At 41.7% G+C, this 23047-nt stretch carries 27 protein-coding genes and 1 pseudogene; 14 read left to right on the top strand and 14 right to left on the bottom strand.

The features are described 5' to 3' along the window. The first annotated feature begins 317 nt into the window (after positions 1-317). Entirely contained in the window at positions 318-788 is a 471-nt protein-coding gene (locus tag LFYK43_RS00480) for a glutathione peroxidase (RefSeq protein WP_124974340.1), read from the top strand. A 158-nt stretch (positions 789-946) separates the two neighbouring features. Here LFYK43_RS00480 and LFYK43_RS00475 read toward each other — a convergent pair whose 3' ends face one another. From LFYK43_RS00475 to LFYK43_RS00465, 3 genes are read right to left on the bottom strand one after another with little or no spacing between them, the layout of a single operon-like run. Then, the gene (locus tag LFYK43_RS00475) at positions 947-1129 is read right to left on the bottom strand and encodes a hypothetical protein (protein ID WP_124974338.1); all 183 of its coding nucleotides are present in this window, start codon (positions 1127-1129) and stop codon (positions 947-949) included. Positions 1130-1188: 59 nt separating this feature from the next. Continuing rightward, positions 1189-1974, bottom strand: a complete 786-nt coding sequence (locus LFYK43_RS00470) for a hypothetical protein (protein WP_124974336.1) — start codon at positions 1972-1974, stop codon at positions 1189-1191. A gap of 14 nt (positions 1975-1988) precedes the next feature. Beyond that, positions 1989-2192, bottom strand: coding sequence for a hypothetical protein (locus LFYK43_RS00465; RefSeq protein ID WP_229717833.1), 204 nt, complete (start codon positions 2190-2192; stop codon positions 1989-1991). 309 nt (positions 2193-2501) lie between these two features. Between LFYK43_RS00465 and LFYK43_RS00460 the strand changes: the two genes are divergently transcribed. Beyond that, positions 2502-3011, top strand: coding sequence for a helix-turn-helix domain-containing protein (locus LFYK43_RS00460; RefSeq protein WP_124974332.1), 510 nt, complete (start codon positions 2502-2504; stop codon positions 3009-3011). Here the strand turns inward: LFYK43_RS00460 and LFYK43_RS00455 are convergent. After that, entirely contained in the window at positions 3008-3475 is a 468-nt protein-coding gene (locus tag LFYK43_RS00455) for a DUF5626 family protein (RefSeq protein WP_124974330.1), read from the bottom strand. The two genes, LFYK43_RS00460 and LFYK43_RS00455, sit on opposite strands and share 4 nt — an antisense overlap. 466 nt (positions 3476-3941) lie before the next feature. On the opposite strand from LFYK43_RS00455, the gene LFYK43_RS00450 reads away from it, so the two are divergent. Both LFYK43_RS00450 and LFYK43_RS00445 read left to right on the top strand, forming a co-directional pair. After that, complete coding sequence (locus LFYK43_RS00450; protein ID WP_124974328.1) at positions 3942-5150, top strand: NAD(P)/FAD-dependent oxidoreductase; 1209 nt, start codon at positions 3942-3944, stop codon at positions 5148-5150. A 163-nt stretch (positions 5151-5313) separates the two neighbouring features. Beyond that, the gene (locus LFYK43_RS00445) at positions 5314-5820 is read left to right on the top strand and encodes a dihydrofolate reductase (protein ID WP_124974327.1); all 507 of its coding nucleotides are present in this window, start codon (positions 5314-5316) and stop codon (positions 5818-5820) included. A 61-nt stretch (positions 5821-5881) separates the two neighbouring features. On the opposite strand, the gene msrA is transcribed toward LFYK43_RS00445, so the two are convergent. The 6 genes from msrA to LFYK43_RS00415 all read right to left on the bottom strand — a co-directional run bounded on the left by msrA (position 5882) and on the right by LFYK43_RS00415 (position 10562). Next, a complete protein-coding gene (gene msrA, locus LFYK43_RS00440; RefSeq protein ID WP_124974325.1) occupies positions 5882-6721 on the bottom strand; it encodes a peptide-methionine (S)-S-oxide reductase MsrA in 840 nt (279 codons plus the stop codon). A gap of 63 nt (positions 6722-6784) precedes the next feature. After that, the gene (locus tag LFYK43_RS00435) at positions 6785-7006 is read right to left on the bottom strand and encodes a hypothetical protein (RefSeq protein WP_124974323.1); all 222 of its coding nucleotides are present in this window, start codon (positions 7004-7006) and stop codon (positions 6785-6787) included. 115 nt (positions 7007-7121) lie between these two features. Further along, positions 7122-8024, bottom strand: a complete 903-nt coding sequence (locus LFYK43_RS00430) for a metallophosphoesterase (RefSeq protein WP_124974321.1) — start codon at positions 8022-8024, stop codon at positions 7122-7124. Between the two features lie 79 nt (positions 8025-8103). Beyond that, a complete protein-coding gene (locus LFYK43_RS00425; RefSeq protein WP_124974319.1) occupies positions 8104-9276 on the bottom strand; it encodes an MDR family MFS transporter in 1173 nt (390 codons plus the stop codon). Between the two features lie 399 nt (positions 9277-9675). Further along, the gene (locus tag LFYK43_RS00420) at positions 9676-9999 is read right to left on the bottom strand and encodes a hypothetical protein (protein WP_124974317.1); all 324 of its coding nucleotides are present in this window, start codon (positions 9997-9999) and stop codon (positions 9676-9678) included. A gap of 266 nt (positions 10000-10265) precedes the next feature. Then, on the bottom strand, positions 10266-10562 hold the full coding sequence (locus LFYK43_RS00415; RefSeq protein ID WP_124974315.1) for a hypothetical protein: 297 nt from the start codon (positions 10560-10562) through the stop codon (positions 10266-10268). Between the two features lie 944 nt (positions 10563-11506). Between LFYK43_RS00415 and LFYK43_RS00410 the strand changes: the two genes are divergently transcribed. Together LFYK43_RS00410 and coaE are read left to right on the top strand one after the other, a co-directional pair. Further along, the gene (locus LFYK43_RS00410; RefSeq protein WP_124974313.1) at positions 11507-12319 is read left to right on the top strand and encodes a Cof-type HAD-IIB family hydrolase; all 813 of its coding nucleotides are present in this window, start codon (positions 11507-11509) and stop codon (positions 12317-12319) included. A gap of 110 nt (positions 12320-12429) precedes the next feature. Next, positions 12430-13026, top strand: a complete 597-nt coding sequence (gene coaE / locus LFYK43_RS00405; RefSeq protein WP_124974311.1) for a dephospho-CoA kinase — start codon at positions 12430-12432, stop codon at positions 13024-13026. Between the two features lie 105 nt (positions 13027-13131). On the opposite strand, the gene LFYK43_RS00400 is transcribed toward coaE, so the two are convergent. Continuing rightward, positions 13132-13680, bottom strand: a complete 549-nt coding sequence (locus LFYK43_RS00400) for a biotin transporter BioY (protein WP_124974309.1) — start codon at positions 13678-13680, stop codon at positions 13132-13134. 243 nt (positions 13681-13923) lie between these two features. Between LFYK43_RS00400 and LFYK43_RS12780 the strand changes: the two genes are divergently transcribed. From LFYK43_RS12780 to LFYK43_RS00380, 5 genes and pseudogenes are all read left to right on the top strand, one after another. After that, positions 13924-14241 carry an ABC transporter substrate-binding protein gene (locus LFYK43_RS12780; protein ID WP_229717828.1) on the top strand — a complete coding sequence of 106 codons (318 nt, stop codon included), beginning with the start codon at positions 13924-13926 and terminating at the stop codon, positions 14239-14241. A 45-nt stretch (positions 14242-14286) separates the two neighbouring features. Next, complete coding sequence (locus LFYK43_RS12775) at positions 14287-14958, top strand: ABC transporter substrate-binding protein (RefSeq protein WP_229717827.1); 672 nt, start codon at positions 14287-14289, stop codon at positions 14956-14958. 30 nt (positions 14959-14988) lie between these two features. Next, positions 14989-15975, top strand: a pseudogene (locus LFYK43_RS13055) (FecCD family ABC transporter permease). Continuing rightward, positions 15972-16997 (top strand): FecCD family ABC transporter permease, encoded by a 1026-nt coding sequence (locus LFYK43_RS00385; protein WP_124974307.1) that lies wholly within the window; start codon positions 15972-15974, stop codon positions 16995-16997. The pseudogene LFYK43_RS13055 and the gene LFYK43_RS00385 overlap by 4 nt, the downstream one beginning before the upstream one ends. Next, the gene (locus LFYK43_RS00380) at positions 16997-17806 is read left to right on the top strand and encodes an ABC transporter ATP-binding protein (RefSeq protein WP_124974305.1); all 810 of its coding nucleotides are present in this window, start codon (positions 16997-16999) and stop codon (positions 17804-17806) included. The genes LFYK43_RS00385 and LFYK43_RS00380 overlap by 1 nt, the downstream gene beginning before the upstream one ends. A 94-nt stretch (positions 17807-17900) precedes the next feature. Here LFYK43_RS00380 and LFYK43_RS12460 read toward each other — a convergent pair whose 3' ends face one another. After that, positions 17901-18077, bottom strand: coding sequence for a hypothetical protein (locus LFYK43_RS12460; RefSeq protein ID WP_158609162.1), 177 nt, complete (start codon positions 18075-18077; stop codon positions 17901-17903). Between the two features lie 299 nt (positions 18078-18376). On the opposite strand from LFYK43_RS12460, the gene LFYK43_RS00375 reads away from it, so the two are divergent. After that, a complete protein-coding gene (locus tag LFYK43_RS00375; protein ID WP_124974303.1) occupies positions 18377-18850 on the top strand; it encodes a CvpA family protein in 474 nt (157 codons plus the stop codon). A gap of 29 nt (positions 18851-18879) precedes the next feature. Further along, the gene (locus tag LFYK43_RS00370) at positions 18880-19557 is read left to right on the top strand and encodes a matrixin family metalloprotease (RefSeq protein WP_124974301.1); all 678 of its coding nucleotides are present in this window, start codon (positions 18880-18882) and stop codon (positions 19555-19557) included. Positions 19558-19629: 72 nt separating this feature from the next. Here LFYK43_RS00370 and gap read toward each other — a convergent pair whose 3' ends face one another. Next, positions 19630-20631 (bottom strand): type I glyceraldehyde-3-phosphate dehydrogenase, encoded by a 1002-nt coding sequence (gene gap, locus LFYK43_RS00365; RefSeq protein WP_124974299.1) that lies wholly within the window; start codon positions 20629-20631, stop codon positions 19630-19632. Between the two features lie 119 nt (positions 20632-20750). Between gap and LFYK43_RS00360 the strand changes: the two genes are divergently transcribed. Then, positions 20751-21611: a helix-turn-helix domain-containing protein gene (locus LFYK43_RS00360; RefSeq protein ID WP_124974297.1), complete on the top strand. Its 861-nt coding sequence runs from the start codon at positions 20751-20753 to the stop codon at positions 21609-21611. Between the two features lie 57 nt (positions 21612-21668). On the opposite strand, the gene LFYK43_RS00355 is transcribed toward LFYK43_RS00360, so the two are convergent. Beyond that, on the bottom strand, positions 21669-23033 hold the full coding sequence (locus LFYK43_RS00355; RefSeq protein ID WP_124974295.1) for an amino acid permease: 1365 nt from the start codon (positions 23031-23033) through the stop codon (positions 21669-21671). Positions 23034-23047: the final 14 nt, after the last annotated feature.

Raw genomic sequence — 23047 nt, 5'->3', positions numbered from 1 at the left:
GATGATCAACCTTTATTTGGTAAAATTTAAGACCATCAGCCCAGTTTTTCATGGCTTAAATCATTAAAAATAACGAGAAACAATGGGAACTTATCAATCCTGATTGATGTTTAAGCCGATGGAAGCAGTCGAACCTTGAAGGATAAAGCAACTTCGGTTAAGTTGAGTAAATCACAATCTGATTTTTGTCTTTTGCAAATTACAAAAGGATACTAGCCATTTGAAGAAACATTAAGATTTAACTAAGGGAGGAAAGATTCTTTGCCCAAAAGCGGCTAGGGGTCTATAAATAAGGCGTACAGAAAGGGAGAGGCTAAATGACGAATATTTATGATTTTTCCGAGACGGAAATGGGCGGTCAAAAGATCGATTTAAAGGATTATCAAGATAAAGTTGTTATCATCGTGAATACTGCCAGCAAATGCGGCTTGGCGCCCCAGCTTGAGGGCTTAGAGCAGCTATATCAGACTTACCGTGACCAAGGCCTTGAGGTTTTGGGCTTGCCTTCGAATCAGTTTCACCAAGAATTAGAGGATGAAGACGAGATCAGCGACTATTGTCAGGTTCATTATGGGGTCACTTTTCCAATGACTAAGAAAGTCCGCTTGAATGGGGATGATGCCGATCCATTATTTAAGTATCTGAAAGATGAGTCCGGTCATGGCAATATCAAGTGGAACTATACTAAATTCTTAGTTGGCCGCAATGGAGAATTATTGCACCGCTATGCACCGACCACTAAGCCAGAGAAAATGGTTGCGGCAATTGAAGATGCACTGCAGCAATAGCTAATGTTAGTCTGGGAATTTGAAAGATAGCCAAATAAAAGCTCAACTTTTGATGCTACAAATAGCAAAAGTTGGGCTTTTTTAGTCGGTGCGTGTTAATAAGATTGGGACAATTGCTCTTTTTAATTTGAGAGTGTGGCTGCAGTTTTTTTGTAAAATTAGCCGTTTTTCTTTCTATCTTGAAAAAATTTCTTTAAAAATAAAATTCCTACTACCACTGGAAGCTCAATTAATACAGCAATTACAAGCTGTTTAAAATCAATTGAGGGGAAAAATAAATAATAAAAGATTGTAATTGCTGCCACAGAAGAATAGTTTACTATGACATTTTTTATACTCATAGATGCCTCCTAGCTACATAAAAGTATAGTGAACAGAGGGGATGCTGCTCCAGTTGATACTAATTTCTATACCAACAAGTTACTGGCCACCCGCCCTTAATAGAACAACTATGTGCACCCTTTTTTAGTAACCCATTACAACGTGTATCTGCCTTTGTAAATGGACACTTATATGCCTTATGTTTATACCAGCAGTCACTCTTATAATAATTAACCCAACCTTGGCCAGACAAGCGCGAATAATATCTGTGATTAGACTTAGTCCCATTGAATCTATTGCAATGGACATGTGTCCCTTTTGCAACTTTCTGACCACTTGTCTTCTGACCGGGATAAGTTCCTGAAGAACGAAGCAAGCTATCGTTAGATGTATCGTTCATATTATCCATTAGGTTAATCATTGTCCCATAATCTATTTTGTTTACAATTTGAAGCGTATTTTCACTAGTTATTTTGGACTGACCATTTTCAGCGGTGGTCCCCACATCTTGAACAACAAAATTCGTTTTATTATTAGCAGTTACATGATTTACTTTAAATTGACCGTTTTTAACAATTACAGACTTATTATTCACTTTTAAGCTAACGTCAGCTGAAGGTTCCGTATATTCATTTATATCAATAATTCCATTGTCAAAAGTTACATGTACATTTTTATCCTCAGCAGCAATTTGTTTTATACTTTCTACTGTTTCAGCCGAGGTATCAGCCATGCTAAAAGACGCATGTAAATCATTTACGACATCTCCTTCAATAACTGTATTTGCTTGTACTGTCTTTGTACTTAGGAAAAATAGAAAAGCACTTAAAACAATTAATAATGCACCAATCCTTCTTTTGCTCAAAATGATCATTTCCCCTATCTATATATTTTTACAACTTTCCAATAGATAAAATTCTGCTTTCTCATCTCCACACCAAAAGTTTTTCCCTCAAGCCCAGTCGCATAGTTAAGGGATCTACTAGTTCCGCCTTGGGCATCAGATGTGTCCTTACACCGTGTTTTTTCATTAAGGTTAACTAAAAGATCCGCAGTCTTATTATCAGCTGCAAGTTTTTTCAATTTAGAATAACTTTTTTCCTTAATCATGGTGTTTATTTGGTTATTTAATTCAACTGGAACGTACACCTCTGAACGAATAAACAAGAAAAAAACTGCAAGTACACCTAAAACTGTTAAAAACCACGACCACTCTTTTATATTTTTTATAATTCTTCACCTCACTATTTTTTAATTCCGCTTATATTTTATCTCGTGTTTTATTTAATAATGGAGCAAGTATTGATTGCCCCCCGGGCAAATATTACTTGCCCCCCTATCAAATCAACATTTCTATGATATAATTTGTAAAAAATACGAGAAGGTGTGCTTATGGATCTTGGACAGTTTTTAAAAAACTCGCGCCAAAATTGTGCTCTTTCGCAAAATAATGTTGCAACACAATTACATATTTCCCGTCAAGCAATTTCCTCTTGGGAAACTGGCAAAAGCTATCCTGACATCGATAACTTAATGCGCTTAAGCAATCTTTATCATTTTAATTTAGATGAAATTTTATGTGAAAATCAACATTTACGTGAAAAAATAGCTACTAATGAGCAAAAAAACGTGGTTGAGCAACAAAAAATCAAGAAAGTAGACCACAAACTAGCCTCTTTAAAAGACGAGGGGTTACTTCTATTAGCACTGGCCTGTCTTTCTTTTGTTATTGCTCCTTTTGGTCTAGTTACCACTCCGTTTGTTTTTTGGCGCAATCAAAAAACAAACACTTGTTACAAATTTGTTTATGTCGTCTGTGTTTGTGCGCTTGTCTATAATGCATTTGTCTTGGTTGCCTTTATTGCTAACTCCTTGAATTGGGGAATTACTAGCTACTACTAGCTAACATATAGTTTAGTTCCGCTAATTTTTGCAGTACATGAAACTGTCGTTACTAATCCAAATTTGTACTTAGCTCTCCATTGTGCTTTTTTGTTACTAATTTTTGCTAAAAGTGACGATTTAAAGCTTCCTTTTGTGGCTACTGCGTTTAAACCAAAAGCTTGTTTTATACTGTTACCAGACACCTTGATTTTATATGACACGTGCCAACCAATCCCCTTTTTTGTGATTGTGTAGTTCTTATTGGATAATCTGATCAAAGAACTTGTAAAATCGTCTTTATCTTCAGAAACTACATACTCGATTGGGTTATTTTGTGTGTCAGCCGTCTCAAAGACTTGTGTGCCGCCTTGCTTTAAATTATATGTAATCTGTCCTTGCGATACTGTATTTGCACTAGCCGTAAATGTCCCTAAAGAAACAACAGCAATTATTGCTGCTAATAATAAATAAATTTTTTTCATGTTGGTTAACCCCTTCTTTTATTACTTCTAGTATACCTGTTTCTGCTATTTTGGGAATTTTTTCTTGTGATAAGTGTTATGTTGAGTAATACCTCCGACACTCGCGAATTGCTCCAATCCAGTTAGCATGTTATAAAAATCGCGCGGAACGAGATCATTTAGTGTGTTGACAGCACAAAAGTCATTACACGAGTGGGTAGTGGCTCTTTTTTTCGTTTCGAGTAATTCAGCGTGTGGGTTAAAATGATAGGTTATTAATAAGCACGATTTTCCTGCCCGGTAGATTTTTAAAAATGAACTTAGCGACCTAGCCTAAAGTCATTATTGAAATTTTCACTCTAAGTTTTTAATTTACACTCTTTGGTGGGAGTGACTCGCAAGTAGATTTCTGGTATTTAAGCTCAATTCATGGTAGTTTAGCAATAATAGAAAGCCTTTACAAGAAATCTAAGGAGGTCAGATATTCATGACAAGTACTGAACATTTTAAATACCTGCTGATTGGCGGCGGGGTCGTTGGTGCCGCGGCTGCTGCAGGAATACGGGAAATTGATCCAGAGGGTTCGATCGGAATGATTTCGGCAGATGTGGATGAACCATATGCCCGGCCAGCCTTGAGCAAAAAGCTGTGGGTCGATCACAGCTTTACGCTCGCCGACACAGTATTGGGGACAAGCAAACTCAAGAATACAGTGGTGCATTTGGAAGAAAAAGTCGTCAAGCTTGCACGAGAAAAGCACTTGGTTGAAACTGATACCGGAGAAATATATGGCTACGATAAGCTGTTGCTGGCAACCGGAAACACCCCTAATCGTTTGCCGGGGCCAGAGAGTGATTTAGCAATTGCCTTGCGTTCGAAAGATGACTATCGGAAAATTTTGGCCTTTAGTCAGCCGGGGAACCATGTCTTAGTCGTGGGCAGCAGCTACATTGCTTCAGAAATCGCTGCGGGCTTAGCGCAAAATAAGGTTCAAGTGACACTAGTGGTCGATACTGACCGGCTCTTTCAAAAGTCATTTCCAGCAGAACTCAGTCAGCAATATCATGACAAGTATCAGGCTGAAGGAATTGAGATCTTGACGGGTGTTTTAGCCGATAAGTACGAAATCACGGATGATCAAGTCCAATTGACCTTGGCAGATGGGCGAACCCTGAATGGCGATGGACTTGTGATGGGCATTGGTTCCAAGCCCAATATTGATTTTGCGCAAGATGCAGGGCTTGAGATGGCTGATCGTGGGATCTTGACGAATGAACAATTTGTCACCTCCGATCCTGATATCTGGGCAATGGGGGATATTGCGACTTACCCTGACCAGATCATGGGTCAACAACGACTGGAACATGTGCGTCATGCCGAAATTGGTGGTCGTGTGGCCGGACAAAATATGGCTGGAGCAGGCCGGGTCTATACTTGGACTCCATACTTTTACAGCTGGGTCTATGATATCAGTTGGGAAGGTCTCGGGGTTTTGGATGCTAGTCAAAAGATGTACCGCGAGACGCTGGCTGAAAGCGGTGGTGAAACGATCTATTACTTCGATGAAGAAGAGCATTTAGACGGGATCTTGGTCTGGAATACAGCGCATGATTTAGATCATTTCCGCAATATTTTGCGCAAGAAACCAACCATCGCTGAACTGAATAGTGCTTTGACGCTGACTGAGATCAGTTAACTATAATCTTCAATAGGTTAAACCGACTAGGGGAACTTGCAGGTTAGGTTTCCCTAGGTTTTGGTGTGGAGTGAGCTGAGAATAATTTAAATTTTTTTAGTGCTGAATACACGTGCTCAGTGTATTATTAAGGGTGTGAGAGAGAAGAAAGGAGAGTGGTCTAATGTTAGCTTTTATCTGGGCTGAAGATAGTAACCATGGGATCGGCTACCAGGGACAACTGCCATGGCATCTGCCAGCAGACATGCAATTTTTTAAAGAGACGACAATGGGCAATACTATCGTAGCGGGCAGAAAAACTTTTGCAACTTTTAAACGCCCGCTGCATAACCGTAAAAATATTGTCTTGACCACCCGGGATGCTGCAGAATTTCCTGAAGGAGTCGCGGTCTTCCACAGTGCCAAAGAAGTGTTGACCTATTATACCAGTCGTCTGGATGAGAAGATGTTTATTGTAGGCGGGTCTCGCTTGTTTGCAGATTTTTTGCCCTATACGACTGATTTGTATCGGACGACGATCGAGCATGAGTTTGATGTCGATACCTATATGCCAGAAATCGACTATTCACAATTTTTATTAAATGACTTTGAGCAGGGTAAGGTGGATGAAAAAAATCCATATCCGTTCAAATTCGAGCATTTCATTCGAGTTAAACCAAGCCAAGTATAGAAAAACGCGCATGGAGACGAAAAAATTCGTTTTCATGCGCGTTTTTTAAATATTTCCCGGGTTATTTTTGGGAAATATTTGTTTTGAACCAGGCACGAAGCCTGCCATGCAAGTGTTGGAAAGCTAATATTTGTTGGCGTGAATGCTTGAGCTTTTTGTAACGAGCATCAAATTTACGGTAAAAATCTTGATGGTAATTTTCCGCGGGCCAAAAAGTCTGCGCGGGTCGAATACCGACTGCGATGGGCTTTTTATAGCGCTTGGAAGCAGCGAGTTCATTTTTTGATTTTTCAGCTAATGCTTGCTGCTCGGGAGTGAGATAGAAAATAAGCGGGCGATAGTTGTTGCCGCGATCATCGAATTGGCCGTCCGCATCTGTCGGATCGATCAAATTCCAATAGACGGCTAAAATTTCCTGGTAAGTAATTTTTCTGGAATCAAAAATGATTTCGACTGCTTCAACATGACCAGTAGTTCGGCTGCTGACTTGATCATAAGTTGGATGGGCAATATGGCCGCCAGTGTAACCTGAGATCACTGCTTTGATGCCTGGTCTGGAAGTAAATGGCTCAACTAAGCACCAGAAACAACCGCCCGAAAAAATTGCTCGCTGCTGATAAGGAGGGTCTGGTTGATAATGGAGTGAGTAATCAAATCTTTCATCTCCAGCAGGATCTCCAGTCAATCGCAAGTAAAAGTCCGCTACGGCTGGGGTTAGGCTATTGCGTAAAGCTAGTGGGCGCAGGCTGGCTTCTAACCTGTCTAATTGAACTTTCAGACTAGTACCATTTAACAGAGCTGTTTGCGCCTGTTGAAGAAGTTTTTGTTCCCACTGGCGAGTTGCAGGATCTTGAAGCAAAGCTTTGATTTCCTTTAGAATTGCTGGTTGATTTAGCTTCATTTTTCCTCCAAAGAAATTATGCAGAGACAAAAGCGGCGTGAAACAATGGTATTACTCGTTGTTTCACGCAACTGGTCTACTGTTTTGATTTTTAGCCGCTTCCAATTGTTGAAAAATACGTGAGAGTTGCTGGTTTAACTTTTGATCTGCCAGGTAGAGCTGCTTTCCCAGTTCGTCTTGGTCTGTCTCGTGCTGCAGGCGGGAGCTGATCAATTCTATTGCGTTGATCTGTGGATTTAACTTAGAAAGTTCTTTTTCCAGCTGGTCGATATCTTCAGTAGTCATTGCGCATTACTTCCTTAATTTGTTTTTCACTGTCATAGTACCACGAACTTTTTCACTTGTTAATTTTTTAACTTGCTTTCAAGGCCAAGCCAGTGATGCAGAAGTTAGCTTGTATCTAATAATCTAGCAGTGTCACCGCGTCATGTAAAATTTGTTCCCAATTTTGGTGCAGGTCTTCCAGATAGGCAGTTTGAACTTTCGGCTGACGGGCAAAGTGAAACCTTGGCGGCAGACCGCGCTCACGCAGCCAATTTTGTGTAAAAGCCCATTCGTAACGATAGCCGATTGGTCGACAGTGCCAATCAATGTTGTTGATCGATTTGACACCCGTTCTAGCATGAATATGACCAAAGACTACATCAGAGACGGTGTTGTACTTGGAGATCGTATCACCGATCGCTTGACTGCCCAATAATCCTTCTAGGGTGCGCCAAGTAATTGCACGTTTGTTTTCAGGCTTCGGATAAAAGATAAAGTCTTGCTGAGGCACGAAATGTGTTGCAATTATGACACGTTGCCCCTGACGCTCTAAAGTTTCCAGTGAGCGATCTAAGCGAGCTTCCAGCTGCTGACTAATGCTTGGGTCGCTTTCAGGACGTTTAATGAATTGATCGATCCAATAGCGTTTTTTGTACTGTGAAACGAGCAGGTCAGACGGTCTGCGCCCCTCAGGATCGCGTGCATAACCGTAGTCATACCAGCCATTAAAAGCAAGCAGCACGGTATCATTGGCGAGAGGAAGAGGGGTGAAGTTTAAAAAACCTGGCGCAAGACTGTCCTCAATTCTAGCAACGGACAACATGTCGTGATTCCCAAAATTAAATGTGGTCGGCAGCACCTGATTCAAGGTTTCAATGATTTCTTCACCCTCACGAGCAAAACGATTAGAGATGTCTCCAGCAATGTGCAGCCTAGTTGCCCCCAACTCTCTGATATAGCCCGCAATTTCATGCAGATCGGCGGGTGTAAATTTATTGATGTCTGCATGCAGGTCCGAAATAATAGCAAGTTTGCCCATGTGTACCCCCTATTTCACCAGCTGTATTTTACTATGACAAATTTAAGGCAAGCTGGCAGTGGTAGTCAAATAATTGACCTCACTGCTGGTCATGTTTGGTTATCAACGCAAAGACCAAGGTTGACAGCCAAATGCAAACAGTCGCTAAGATAAATAAACTTGAATAAGAAATATAATCAATGATCGCTGCACCAACCAAGGGACCTAAAGCACGTCCGAAAGAAGTTGCACTGGCAAGCGAACCCTGAAAGCGTCCTTTTTGATCGGCGGGACTGATGTTGTCAACAAAAGTCGATGCTGCAGGGTTCACTAAAATTTCCCCAATAGTTAAGATCGCCATCGAAAGCAGGAACATGAAATAATGTGTTCCTGCTATCAAGAGGACTAAAAAGGAAGAGCCAATTAAGAAAAAGCCGCCGTAAAGCCTAGCGTGGAGGTGTCTTAATAATGCCTCATCGAAATAGGTCATCACCGGTTGAATCAAGACGATCATCACACCGTTTAGAGTCCAAATTGAACTGTAATGCCTGATGCTGAGGTTGTTTTCCACCATAAAGGTCGCAATGTTACTTTGCCATTGTTCATAGAAGATCCATAGAACAATAATCGTACAGAGGAGTCCAAGCAGTGGGCGGAGTCGATTTGGCGCTAATTTTGCTGGTTTAGGCAAAGTTTTATCGCGTGTTAGATGCTGCCCTTCATGGTTGCGGAAAAAACAAACTACAATGATTCCGAAAATGATAAATAAGAACAAGGAGACAGCGAAAACTTTACTGATCCCAAATGGCAGGATATAGCCCACCATCAAAGTTCCAATGACCATGCCCAGGTTACTCATAAAATATAGGACATTAAAGATATAGCTTGTTCGCTTATTCTTGACTTCAGTCGCAAACGAGTTGATGCTCGTTAAATTTAAGCCATTACCAAACCCCAGCATGACTAACCCCAAAGGAAAGGCGGGCCAACCGTTGTTGAGCATCAAAAAAGTGCTGGCACCAATGACGATCAAACTGCCTAAGAGGATTGTATAGAAATGTGACCAGCGATCATAGAGCAGGCCGCCAACCATATTGCCTAAAACAACACAGAGTGAATTGCAAAGCAAGACTAAACCAGCAGTTATCAGGGACTGCCCCAATGTGTCATGTAAGTAGATCGTAGTCAGCGGCCAGATGAAACTAGTCCCGGTGTTAGCTAAAAATGAACCTGCAAAGAGCCATTTGGCAGGCATTCCTGTTTGACGTTGCACAATATTTCCCCCTAGAATTAAGTCCAAATTGATGATCAAGGTTCAAAAGACCTTTGAATAGTCGAGCAAAAATAAAGAGCCGCTAAAGTACGCAGCTCAGTACTAAATCTATCAATTATTTGCATTTTTCTGTCGCAAAAGCGTTATTTACTATTCTAGCACACAAAAATCAATTTGAGCCAAAGATCAGAAACCAGTAAGTGGTCACTTTTCTTCTTCTAATCAATTAGGACATAAAGACAATCTGTTACTTTCCAAGGTTCAATAGAGCAAGCAACTGCAGAACTTGCTCGACTACACGCAGCAGTTAATAAATCAAGAGCAACAATTGCATCTAGCGGATCAAAAGCGCATTAAGGAAATCGAAAAACCTAAAAATGTCTCAGACGTAGCTAGCTACTAATTATTTGTTTCTTCATCTGAATCATCGTATTCTTGAATATCAAGGCCTTCAAATAATGAAGATAATTCATTGGCAGTAAACAGCTCTTCTTTTTTAATAGCTATCGCAATTGGCAAATTTATAGTTCCCAAACCATTAAGTATCTGCTGAATTTTCTGGTTTTCAGGCGTTACGATTCCCTGAGAATTTACTTTAAATAAATACAGAGTACGATTTTCATTGCGTTTCCCTAACATACCACTGTTTTCCTGTAAAAACGTAAACGCCTCTACCCGGTTATCAATATAGTCGTCAGGGATTATATAAATAATATCTGTCATTTTCCTAATGTAGTTCCTCCTGCTGTACAAAAAACTGTCCCAGGTCCTACTGAAGTTCTATACTGTGTTGTAAGATGCATGGTAAAATATTTTTTCTTTCCTGTATACTTTGAAGTAATCGTTTTAGAAATCACATAAGCTCCTGCTTTGGGCTTCAAATTAGAATTAAAGTACTTCTTTGTATTTCCTAATCTTAACCTTGTTTTGAGACTTTTTAAAGGTTTACCTGAAGAAACAACATACCGTGTAGCTGCTGTAGTAGCTGATCATTTTTTAGTTGATCCTGTTAAAATAACCGCATTAAAAGATCGAGTATTAGTATTTCCCGTATTGACTTTTGACTGAAAGTATACATCATTTTTAGTAAAACCTGCTGCTAAAAACTGCTGTTGCTCTGTTTCAGACAATTGTTTCCAGGTAACCTGACTTGAACTTTCTGAAATAGCCCCGTCTGCATGAACCTTGTTTGAAATGACAAACATAATGCTTATTAGCGTACATACCAATAGTATAATACCAGAAGCTAGTTTTCCGTGCTTGTTTTCCGCTCTATCCTTAGACATAAAATCCACTCCTTAAGTTATATTTAAATCTCATCTATAATTTAACCTATTGCCTGGCAACACAGGGAGCAAGTATTGGTTGCCCCCCTAGCAAATATTACTTGCTGCCCTGATATAACAACGTTTCTAATTGTATGATTTGGAAAAAACAAGTAGGTGTGATTATGAAATTAGGGGGCTTTTAAAAGGTTCACGTCAAAATTGAGCCTTTTCGCAGGATAAACTGGCCGCTCAATTATATTTATCTCGTCAAGAAATCTCTGCTTGGGTAACTGATAAAAGCTACAACCTGAGCAGAAATTAAAAAGAACCACAAGTACTGATTTATCGCTGAAATGCCCCGAATATTTGTTAGAGTCTAAAGGTTGAAAGCACAAAAACTACTAACCCTAGAGGCATACAAGAAAAAGCCATAATTTTTTAAAATCAACCAAAAAATTCCTCTTAGCTGGATCCCTGAAAGGATAATTTGGAAAAAGTATAAAAAATGCAATTTTTCGATAGAAAGCGCTTGCATTTTGGATAAGATGGTGTATTATAAGAATTGGAAAGGGGTTAAATCCCACGGAGGTACGATCAAGGTTCAACATCGTACCATAAGCATTAAAAGATAAGCTGTTTCCGCCACAGTCAGAGGGAACAGCGCGGGTGAATGATGGGATTAGTTGCTCCTTTCAAATAACCAGACCAGCAGGTCATGTTGACGGATCACCGATAATGTAAAATAAAATTGTAAATTTTATCGCGGTGATGAAAGGTCAGCATGGGTTGCTGGTTTTTTGTGCTCAAAAACTGAAGTTGATCTAACAATATGTATTACGTCTGAGCAGCAGGTAACTGTTGTTCGGACGTAATTTTTTTGTGAGTTTTAATTTTTATTGGTACTTGAACAAGTTATTCTAATAAGATAGAATGAAAGCGTAAACAACAAAAGGGGAACTATAATGACTGTTAAATTAATTGCACTAGACATCGATGATACTTTGTTAAACTCTGCCGGCGAGATTTTGCCCAGTACTAAAATAGCATTGCAAAAGGCATTGCAAGCTGGGATCAAGGTTGTCCTGTGCTCAGGGCGGCCTTTGCCGGGAGTTAAACCATTTTTAAATGAACTAGGTGTCAAGGGTGATCAGCAATATGCAATTACTTATAATGGCAGTGTAGTTGAGTCTGTCACAGGGCGGGTAATTGCTGAAACTGGTCTGAGTAATGCAACCTATCGGCAGATCGATACATATGCCCATGAGCATCATATTCAATACAATGTCTTAGACCGTAACGGTGAGATCTATACCAGCAACCATGATGTTAATCGGATCACAGTCGTTCAGGCTTGGGAAAATTCTGCTGGTCTCATGATCAGGACACCAGATGAACTAGGTCCAGATTTCTCCATTGTTAAGGCTGTTTTTGTAGGTGAAAAAGATGAATTGGATCAAGCACAAGCTGATGTTGAAAGGGAATTTGGACGAAATAATTATGTTGTGCGAGCTGCCGCCAACTTTTTAGAAGTCATGAATCAGACAGCGGATAAGGGGAATGGATTAGCCAAATTAACGGCTGAGCTGGGATTGACCCCAGAAGAGATCATGGTTTTTGGTGACGAAAGAAACGACATCCCGATGTTTGATTTCGCTGGACAAGCTGTGGCGATGGGCAATGCTTCTGAGATTGCTAAACAGCATGCAAGTTATGTGACAGCTTCTAATGACGAGGATGGCATTGCCCAAGCATTAGAGAAGCTGGTCTTTTCTTAAGAAGGACGTAGATTTGCAGATAGCATTCAACTGCTTTTTCTTGTAAAATAAACCTGGTTGGACAATGCCCAGCGAAAAATTGAGTTTGAAGGAATCGTGGTGGAGCAGTAATGACATATATTTTAGGCTTGACAGGCGGAATTGCCAGCGGAAAAAGCACAGTCAGCAACTACCTATATGAGCTGGGAGCAGTGGTGCTTGATGCAGATGTACTTGCACGAGAAGTAGTGCGTCCTGGAACAGATGGCTTAGGTCAGTTGACCGCTGAATTTGGACACCAGATCCTTGATTCAACGGGGGACTTAAACAGAGCAGCATTGGGACAAATTATCTTCGAAAATTCTGAGAAAAGAAACCTGGTTGATCAGATCCTCCACCCCTTGATCTTAAAAGAAATGCTAAAGCAAGTTGATCAAGCCAAGGAACAAGATACTGATCTCGTCGTTTTAGATGTGCCTCTGCTTTTTGAGACACACTGGGATAAATATTGTGACTCTGTAGCGGTCGTTGACATTGCACCGCAGCTGCAAGTTGAACGCCTAATGTTAAGAAACGGCTATTCACGAAAAGAGGCTGCCGCTCGGATCAACAGCCAAATGGATCCCGTCAAGAGAAGAGAATTGGCAGACTTTGTGATCGATAATAACCACTCTGAAGAAGAGACATTTCGCCAAATAGATTTAATACTCGAAAAGATCCTGCCTTAAAATTTTGCTTGAGACAATGAAAAGACGACTCAGAAAGATACTTACGCTGAGTCGTCTTTTTGATCTCATGAGAGAGAAAATGTTTCACGTGAAACATTTGGAGCTTTAGAGTAGGGCATTTTGACTGAAATGTTGTGCACTTAGGGCTTTAGCGACTGTATAGGCCAGAATAACTTTGAGTGTATCACCAGGCAAAAAGGCGAGATTCGATACAAGCGCTGTTAGGAAAGGAATGTGACTTTGGAAGGTCAACCAAACCGTTCCAATTAAGTCTGCACACAACACGCCGGCTACCCAAACACTTAGTAATTGCCAGAGAATACGTCCTCTTTGAGGAACGAATTTTAAACCCAAATTGATCAGCGCTGGTGTTACCAGCCAGCCGAATAAGTATCCAGCTGTTGGGCCAATAAAAATAGGTAAGCCGCCACGGCCGCCCGAAAGGACTGGGAGACCAAGCGCAGTTAATAAGAGCAGCAAAAAGACGGCCAAGGTCCCGCGCTTGGTCCCTAAGAGTAATCCAGCCAACATGATTCCACAATTTTGCAGCACGATTGGGACTGGGATCACACCTAAGGGGATGCCGGGGATCAATCCTAAAATAATTATGATTGCAGTCATTAGTGAGACTAAAGTCAGGTCTTTAGTATGCAAAAAATCACGCTCCTTTATTGTTAACTCTAATTTTGTATATGGTTAACAATAATAAAATAGCACAGCTCAACCAGGGAGGCAAGTAGTTTCTTAAAGAGAATCATCTTATATTTAGCTAGAATTTGTTCAAATTTAGACAAGAAAGTTATTTGATTCTAGTTTATAATATAAATCATAATTGAGAATGATTTTTAATTGAAAAAACAAAGACCCGGTGAAAGATCCAAGGGCAGGAGTAAAGAGATGAAAAAAGAGCTGAGGAAAATATCATGGATCGGGCTAATGCTGGTAGTTGCAGCAGTTTTTTTGACTGCTTGTCATCGATCTCAATCAAGTGAGCAAGGCAACCAAAGGGAACAGTACGACAAGTATCCGTTGCGGATCAAGAACAAATTTGGTATGACCGTCATCAAAAAAAAGCCTAAACGCATCGCCACGATCCAGTGGGGCAATCAAGATATCCCCTTAGCTCTTGGTGTGGTTCCGGTTGGATTTTCAGCGGCTAATTTTGGGGTCAAAGATAACAGCGGTCTGTTGCCATGGACTAAGAAACAATTGTAAAAACTCGGCACGAGCAAAGCTAACGTCTTTAAAGATACGGATGGCTTGGATTTCGAAGCAATCGCTGATTCTAAACCTGATGTGCTCCTGGCGGCTTATTCGGGGATCACGAAAGAGGATTATCAGACGCTTTCTAAAATAGCTCCAGTTGTGGCTTATCCGAAATCTGCTTGGGCGACTTCTTGGAAAGAACAGGTCCGCTTGGATTCTGTTGGGATGGGAAAGAAGAAAAAAGGCGAGCAGCTGATCAAGCAGACAGAACAAAAAATCAAGAAGGGTGTCAGCAAGTATCCGCAACTTAAAGGTAAAACCGTGACTTGGGCGAACTTTTCTGCTAAGGATCTCTCTAAATTTCAAATCTACACGCCAGTTGATCCGCGACCCTCGCTTTTAAAAGAGTTTGGATTAAATTATCCGCTGAGTATAACCCGGGAAATAAAATCAAAGGACAGCTACTCAAAAGATTTTAGTTCAGAAAGAGCGGACGTCTTGGATCATACGGACATTATAGTTGGATACGGGGACCAGACGCTGCTGAAAACACTGCAAAAAGATCCGGTCTTGGGAAAAGTTCCTGCTATTAAAAGAGGTTCAGTTGCTTTTATTGATAGTGATTCGCCCATCGTTGCGGCGGGTACACCAACGCCATTGTCGATCGATTATACATTGGATGAATACTTAGAGCTGCTGGCGCAAGCAGCAAATAAAGTGCCGTAAAACTCGGATAGATAGAAAGATTGTTAAAAAATGCCACGAAAATTTTTAGTGATAATTATGAGCCTGTTGTTGGCCACAACAGTTGCTTCAATTTTTTTAGGTGTCAAAGATATTTCTGCTGTGGAAGTTCTTGCAGCCCTATTTAAGCTCGAAACAGCCAAGCCGCTGGTGATCAGCGTTGTGCATAAACGGATCTTGCGGACGTGTTTTGCTCTGATGTGTGGCGCAGCACTTGGAGTCTCTGGAGTTTTAATGCAGGCGGTAACACGCAATCCGCTTGCGGATCCCAGTATTCTGGGAATCAATTCTGGAGCCTCTTTCTTTGTTGTTAGCGGAATTGCTTTTTTGCAGATCACAACGGCGGGCGAGTATATTGTCTTGGCATTGTTGGGCGCATTTGTTGCTGCGGGTCTAGTTTTCGGAGTAGTTGCACTAGGACATAAAATGTCCCCGTTGACCTTGATCTTGTCGGGGACTGCGGTCAGTATCGTTTTTTCATCTTTGGTGACGACTGTGGTCTTGGTCAAACAAGATGCCTTGGATTCATACCGTTTCTGGCAAGTGGGGAGTCTGGGTGGTGCTTCCTGGCATGGGCTGATGCTTTTTTTGCCGATTTTGCTGCTGGGTATTTTGGGGCTGTTTTGTGTGCCCCAGCCTTAAACGCCTTGAATCTTGGTCAAGAAATCGCGCACGGGTTAGGCGTCAATGTTACTATCATCAGTTTACTAGCTTGTGTGGTAGGAATCATCTTGTGTGCAGTGACGACAGCTTTATCTGGTCCCATTGGTTTCATTGGGCTGTTGGTCACACATTTTACCCGCTACCTGGCTTGGTATAGATTTGAAAAAAATGATGTTGCTTGCGCCGGCAGTTGGGGCGTTGTTTTTACTGACTGCTGACGTGATCGGACGCTTGCTGAGTGCAACGACTGAGATCAACGTGGGGATCATCACGGCACTGGTGGGAGCTCCAGTTCTTGTATTTTTAGCCAGGAAAACGAAGGTGGCTCAAATATGAAAGAAAGCCGGACAATCTTTGCTCCAGTGAAACGCCGCAAGAAAAAGGAACGTATCTTACTATGCGGTCTGCTGGGATTCGTTATTTTTTTAATGCTTTTTTCGTTAGTTTATGGCGAAACGATTTATTCCTTTAATGAGATTTTTGCAGCCTTAACTGGAAAATTTGTGCCAGGAGCTTCATTTACTCTTTTGACACTGCGTTTACCAAGAATGTTGGCGGGGTTTTTGGCCGGTTTTGCCTTTGGTGTAGCAGGTTATGTTTTTCAGACAATGCTGCATAATCCGCTAGCGAATCCCGATGTTTTAGGGATCAGTTCGGGGGCTAGCTGTGCCGTTGTGGTAGGGATCTTATTTTTCCATGTCAGCAAGGTCAGCATGGCAGTTTTTGCGATTGGTGCCGGCTTGTTGACAGTACTCTTATTATTTGGGCCGTCTGTCCGCAACAAGGCAATTGACCCCCGGATGATCATTAGCGGGATCGGCTTGCAGGCTTTTTATGATGCTGTGATCTCCTACTTAACAGTGACCAGCGATCAAAGGGAGCTGCCGGAAGTTCTGCGTTGGCTGAATGGCAGCTTAGACGGTATGACACTGGCACAGCTGCCGTTATTGGCGCTAGTTGTAGTTTTGCTCACACCACTGGTCCTTATTTTAGGACAAAGCTTGAGCTTATTGCGTTTAGGCAATGAAACTGCCCAGTCCTTGGGGGTCAATGTCGAGAAAACAAAAGTTGGTTTGTTGACTTTAACAGTGATCATGGCGGCAGTAGCGACTTCTGTCACTGGACCAATTGCATTTGTCAGTTTCTTAGCTGGTCCTTTAGCGCAACGACTATTCAGTCGAAATGGAAATCATACATTGAGTGCTGGCTTAGTTGGTGCAAGTTTGGTCCTAGCGGCAGACTTGATCGGACAGTATGCTTTTTCCTATCGTTTTCCAGTGGGAGTCATTACCGGCTTGATTGGGGCACCTTATTTGATTTGGCAATTATATGTGATGAATAAGAGAGGGGAATTGTAGTGGAGAAATATCAGCTAAAGTGTGAACGCATTTCAGCCGCCTATGCGGACGAAGAGATCTTGCATGAAGTTAGCCTGGAGATCCCAGCGCATCAGATCAGCGTCTTGTTGGGGGCAAACGGATGCGGTAAATCGACCTTATTACGGGTTTTGGCTGGTTTTTTAAATTCGCAGCAGGGTCAGGTGACTTTGGCTGGCAAGAAACTGCAAGAATACTCTCCCAAAGAAGTTGCTCGCTTATTGGCTGTTTTGCCGCAACAACGTCAAACACCGGTCGGTACTCGAGTGATTGATTTAGTCAGTCAGGGACGTTTTCCTTATCACACGCTTTTTGGCGGGATGAGTCAAGCAGATAAACAAGCCGTAGAAGAGGCAATGGACATGGTTGGAGTTACTGAATTGGCGGAAAAAGATATCGGCGATCTTTCAGGCGGACAAAAGCAGCGCGTCTGGATCGCATTAGCTCTTGCACAGCAAACTGAAATTATCTTTTTGGATGAGCCGACAACTTTTTTGGATCTTAGTTATCAGATTGAAATTTTAGATCTGTTGGCTGATTTAAACCAACGTTTAGGCAAAACAATCGTGATGGTTCTCCACGACATTAACCTGGCTGCGCGCTATGCTGACCAGATTTTTGCGATGAAACAAGGGCGGATCATTCAGTCGGGAAGTCCGCAAGAAGTCATCCAGGTTGATTTGATCAAAGAGGTGTTTGATCTAAGTTCTGTCATCGTCCAAGATCCAGTGACCAATAGTCCTGTTGTTGTCCCGATCGGCAGCAGAGATGCAAAAAATAAGCGAAATTAAAAAGGAATGACCGGTTCGTTTGTTAGCTTCAAACGTCCCGGTCATTCCTTCATACTCTGATGAGGCTGGTCCATGTTTTATTTTCTCCCCTTACTTAGTGTGCACGATCCGGCAAAAAAATATCTTTATAGGTGGCGGCTTTACGCCAAGCTGAGAAAGACAAATTGTTTTTCTGCTTGAGTTTTGAGTAAACAGCGAAATCATCAACTGCATTCAGAACCGAAGCCAAAACAATCAAAAAGAATAAGCCTAAACCAATTACCTGTAACATTTTGATCCCTCCTTTAACTGAAGAAGGAAACGCAAAACAGCTGCCAATGTGTAAATCGGTAAAGCTGTACGTTTCACAGCTTTATTAAACCAAGAGCTTCTCCTGATTCATTTATATTATAACAAAAATAGCCCCTCCTCTTCAAGTAACCGTTTTCAGAGAGCTGATAAAACAAGGAAAACTAAGAATCTGTAAAAGGTTTTAAATTTAGCTGGATTTACTGGCCTTGTCTGGGTGTTTTCATTATAATTACCAAAACAAGACTACCTTTTATGCAATCAAACAAGAGGATGAGAATTATGCTTTTTTCAATTGTAATAATATTGCTGCTAATTTTTGGAGCGGTCCAGGGGTACCGGACCGGATTGCTGGTTCAGATCAGCGGAATTGCGTCATTGATTTTGGCGTTTATTTTTGCGATGTTCTATAGCCAAAGTGTCACGCAGTGGATCAATGCGATGCTAGTTAAATTTTTAAAGCAGGATTTATCAGTGGGGCAAAACTATGGTTTGTATATCGTTGTCTTCATTTGTCTGCTGCTTTTTACCAGCGGGGTTTTTCAAAGTATTGGCCGCATGCTGGCTGGTTTGACTAAGCTTCCATTGATCGGGCTTGGTAATTCGCTTCTCGGGATCATTGCTGGAGTGGCAATTCAAGGCCTAGTTGTATTTATATGTTTGAATTTAATGCTGGCAACACAGTCTTCTTGGGTCCGCCAACAGTATCATCAATCTGAGCTGGCTCAACGGATCGTTAATGTTAAGACAAGCTAGTCTACTGTGGGTAAAAGGAGAGGCATGCAGTGAAAATTTTTAGAAAAATTATTGCGGCAGTTGTTGTCTTGCTGACGATCCATATTTTCTTTACTCCTAATTTGGGGAGCAAATTAACCAAGCAATTGATTGATTTTAGTACGGTTTTACAAGAACAAGTTGCCAAAAATACCGCTGAGATGCCGCCGACTTCTGTTGAATCTACAGCAACGAAGACCTCAGGGATCGAAAGTATCATGGACCAACGAAATTTGGCGAATGTTTATTATTACCATTTTGCCAGTGGTGTGTCTCAGAATTATCAAGCCGCCTTTAAGCAAGCAATCGCGATCTATAATAAAACAGGAATCGTTAAGATTTTGCCTGGTCAATCCAATGGCAAGGGCAATGAAATGGTCTTAGGAACTTATCAGAAAAAAAGCACCCGTGGCAATATGCTAGAAGAACTAGGTGTTGGTGGACCGCGGATCTACCCGCAGCTTGGAATTAATGGCAAAGATTTCAACAGCGGGCGGGCTAAGTTGAACTCTCAATACCCGCCGCGTCTATCAGTTGCGATCCATGAAATTGGGCACGCCTTAGGATTAGACCACAGTCAAGATAAGAATTCGGTCATGTATCCGATCGATCAAGGGAAGACAGCTTTGTCCAGCCAAGATTTGGCTAATTTACGGAAAATATACTCTCAAACAGCAGCCGCAAGTTGACAATAAAGGAGCAGCTCAATTGTTTCACGTGAAACAATTGAGCTGCTTCTTTATTGTCATAGCTTTCACTGCTTAAAGACTGGCAACATATTTCAGAGTTCTAACCAACTGGGAAGTGTAGGACATTTCATTATCGTACCAAGCAACTGTTTTGACGAGTTGCTGACCATTAACGTCCATGATCTTGGTTTGAGTTGCGTCAAATAAGGAACCATAATTCATTCCGATAATATCGCTAGAGACAATGGGCTCTGTATTATAGCCGAAAGAATCATTTGCTGCTGCTTGCATCGCCTGATTAATTTCAGCCACAGAGGTGTTTTTTTCTAGAACCGTGTAAAGTTCGGTTAATGACCCTGCTTTGACTGGGACTCTTTGTGAAACACCGTCCAATTTGCCATCTAACTCTGGAATTACTTGGCCGATTGCTTTGGCAGCACCTGTCGAGGTAGGCACGATATTTTCCGCGGCGGCTCTAGCTCGACGATAGTCGTTTTTGCGATGAGGACCGTCAAGAGTCATCTGATCACCGGTATATGCATGGATCGTAGTCATCAATCCTTCTACGATGCCGAACTCATTTTGCAAAACTTGAGCCATTGGGGCTAAGGAGTTGGTGGTACAAGAAGCACCTGAAACCACTTTTTCACTCCCAGACAGGGACTGATGATTGGTGTTGAAAACAATTGTGGGTACGTCATTACCCGCAAAAGCAGAAATGAGGACTTTCTTTGAACCAGCCTTGATGTGGGCACTAGCTTTGGCTTTTGAGGTGAAAAAGCCTGTACATTCTAGTGTAATGTCGATCCCGAGGTCCTTCCAGGGCAAGTTAGTTGGGTCAGGTTCTGCCAAAACTTCAATTGCTTGGCCGTTAACGATCAGCTTGTTTTCGTCAACTGTAACATTCTCGTTGAACTTTCCTTGCGTTGTATCAAATTTAAGCAGATTTGCCAGCATTCTAACGTCTGTCAAATCGTTGATTGCTGCGACTTCAATATTTTCGAGTTCTTGGATCCTCCGAAAGGCCAATCTTCCGATTCGACCGAAACCATTAATTGCAACTTTAACTGTCATAATAATTTCCTCCTTAATGGTGCTTTGTTTTACTACGCAGAAAGTATAACTTAAAGATTGGGATAGTTTAATGTCATATTTAAAGGAATGAACTATACTATTTGCGAGGAGGGGAAATTATGCCGCAAAAAGATCGTTACAAAGACCGAATTGTTAACATTGATTTTACAACAGATGGTTGCTTGAAAGATTTGCCATGCGAGAATAACTATACATTGGCACTCATTACCTCTGGCTTTTTTACGGGAACCTTAAATGGTATAGTTTTTAAATGCAAAGCTCCATGTTTATTATGTTTGACGAAACAAGATACCTTGAAAATTCAGCAGGAACAAGAAGTTGTTGTCCCCATCATTCAGTTTGACCAAGAATTTTTAGCCACCTTACGGGTTTCTGAGCAGCGTTATTTGGTTTCGCAAAAGCCGAGCCTAAAAGCCGGAATGCAGCTTTTTAGGCGTGATGGACGAGTTGAAATGCAGGGGATCTATCAGTTGAGCCCACAAATTTATCCCAAAGTCTTACGAGATTTCTTTGTTGCTGGAAGCGAAGTGCTTGTTCAAAGTGATGAGTTTTGGGTTTGCCGGATCAAGGAAAATCTAATTGAAACGCTTTTTGCCGTTTTTGAATTGATCAAAGCGACTGCTGATACCCCAATCAATAAAACATTGTCCTACATTGCAGCTAATTACGCACAGAAAATCACATTGAGTGAACTAACTGACTGCTCGTTTTTGAACCGAGATTCGCTCAATAAAGAGTTTAGAGAAAGATTCGGGTGCACTGCGATGGGGTATTTAACTCGTTATCGCATTAAGATCGCAAAAGAACTATTGACCCATACCGGCTTAAGTTTGAACGAAATTGCTTATGCGACCGGCTTTGCCTATGACACCTATTTCATTAGGCAGTTTAAAAAGTGCGAGCAGCAAAACCCGACTGCTTACCGGGAACAAAGCAGGAAATTGGCGGCATATCAGTAGTTGATTGCACGAAAAAAACTGTTGCTTCGCTCAGGAAGAAACAGTTTAAGATTAAACTTATTCGAAAATCTCTTTTTTTGCTCCCAAAAAACCATAACCTGCATAAAGTAATATAAGCGCAAGTAAAGAGAAGAGCAGTGCATTTCTAGTTGAGCTACTAATTAAAAGGAGCACCAAAAATCCTCCAAAGAAAATTAAGGTCAGGTAGTCGGTCCAGGGGTAGCCGGGCATCCTAAAAGTCTGGCTGCCGGCTGGTGTTTCTTGACGAAATTTAAGATGGCACCAGATCAAGATGATCCAGACAAGCACAAAACTAATGGTTGAGATACTGGAGATCAGTTGGAAAACATTGGCTGGCATTAAATAGTTCAGTAGAACCACTACTAATAAAACAGCGGTCGAAAAGTTTAATGAAGCGAAGGGCACGCCTCTGTTATCAAGCTGGGCTAGCTTTTTTGGTGCATTACCGCTGCGCCCTAAAGAATGTAAAGTTCGGCTGGTACTAAACAGGCAGCTGTTAGTCGCTGATAAAGCAGCAGTTAAAACAACAAAGTTCAAGATACCAGCTGCACCAGGGATCCCGATCGCCGCAAAAACCTGGACAAACGGGCTCGCTGAAGTTGAAACTTTATCCCACGGATAGATACTCATTAATGCGATCATCGAGCCAATGTAGAATAATCCGATTCGGATCGGCAGACTATTAATGGCACGTGGCAGGTTCTTTTCTGGATCTTCTGCCTCGCCCGCGGTCAAACCAACCATTTCGATCCCCACAAAAGCAAAAACGATCATTTGGAACGACTGCAAAAAGCCCCAACCGCCAGTTGCGAAAAAGCCGCCGTGATCCCAGAGATTTTGCAGAGTTGCTGGATTGCCGCTAACCTTGAGGCGGAAAACGACCATGATCACACCGATCACGATCAAAGCAATGATCGCCAAGATTTTAATCAGAGAAAACCAGGATTCTAACTCCCCAAATAGACGAACATTAACTTGGTTAATTAAGTAAAGGGCTAGTAAGGCGATCAAAGGAGTTCCCCATTGAGGAAAATTAGGGAACCAGAACCTGACGTAGATCCCGGTCGCAGTCAGGTCAGCCATGGCAACGCTGATCCAGCAGAACCAGTAAAGCCAGCCGGTGACGAATTCAAAGCGGTCGCCCAAGTAGCGTTTGACAAAATCCAAGAAAGAATGTTGGGAAAGGTCGGACATCAGCAATTCACCGATCGCACGCATCATGAAAAAGCAAAAGATCCCCACCAGCAGGTAAGATAGGATGATCGCTGGGCCAGACGTCTTAATGGCATTGCCGGAACCGAGAAAGAGACCCGTTCCGATGGCACCGCCAATGGCTATCATCTGGATATGTCTGTTTTTCAACGAACGTGATAATTGCTGCTTTTTTTGTGGTTGCTCCATTAGTAAACTCCTTT

The organism is Ligilactobacillus salitolerans, assembly GCF_003864415.1.
In the GTDB taxonomy this organism is placed as follows: Bacteria; Bacillota; Bacilli; order Lactobacillales; family Lactobacillaceae; genus Ligilactobacillus; species Ligilactobacillus salitolerans.
This window is presented reverse-complemented; position numbering and strand designations above follow the sequence as displayed.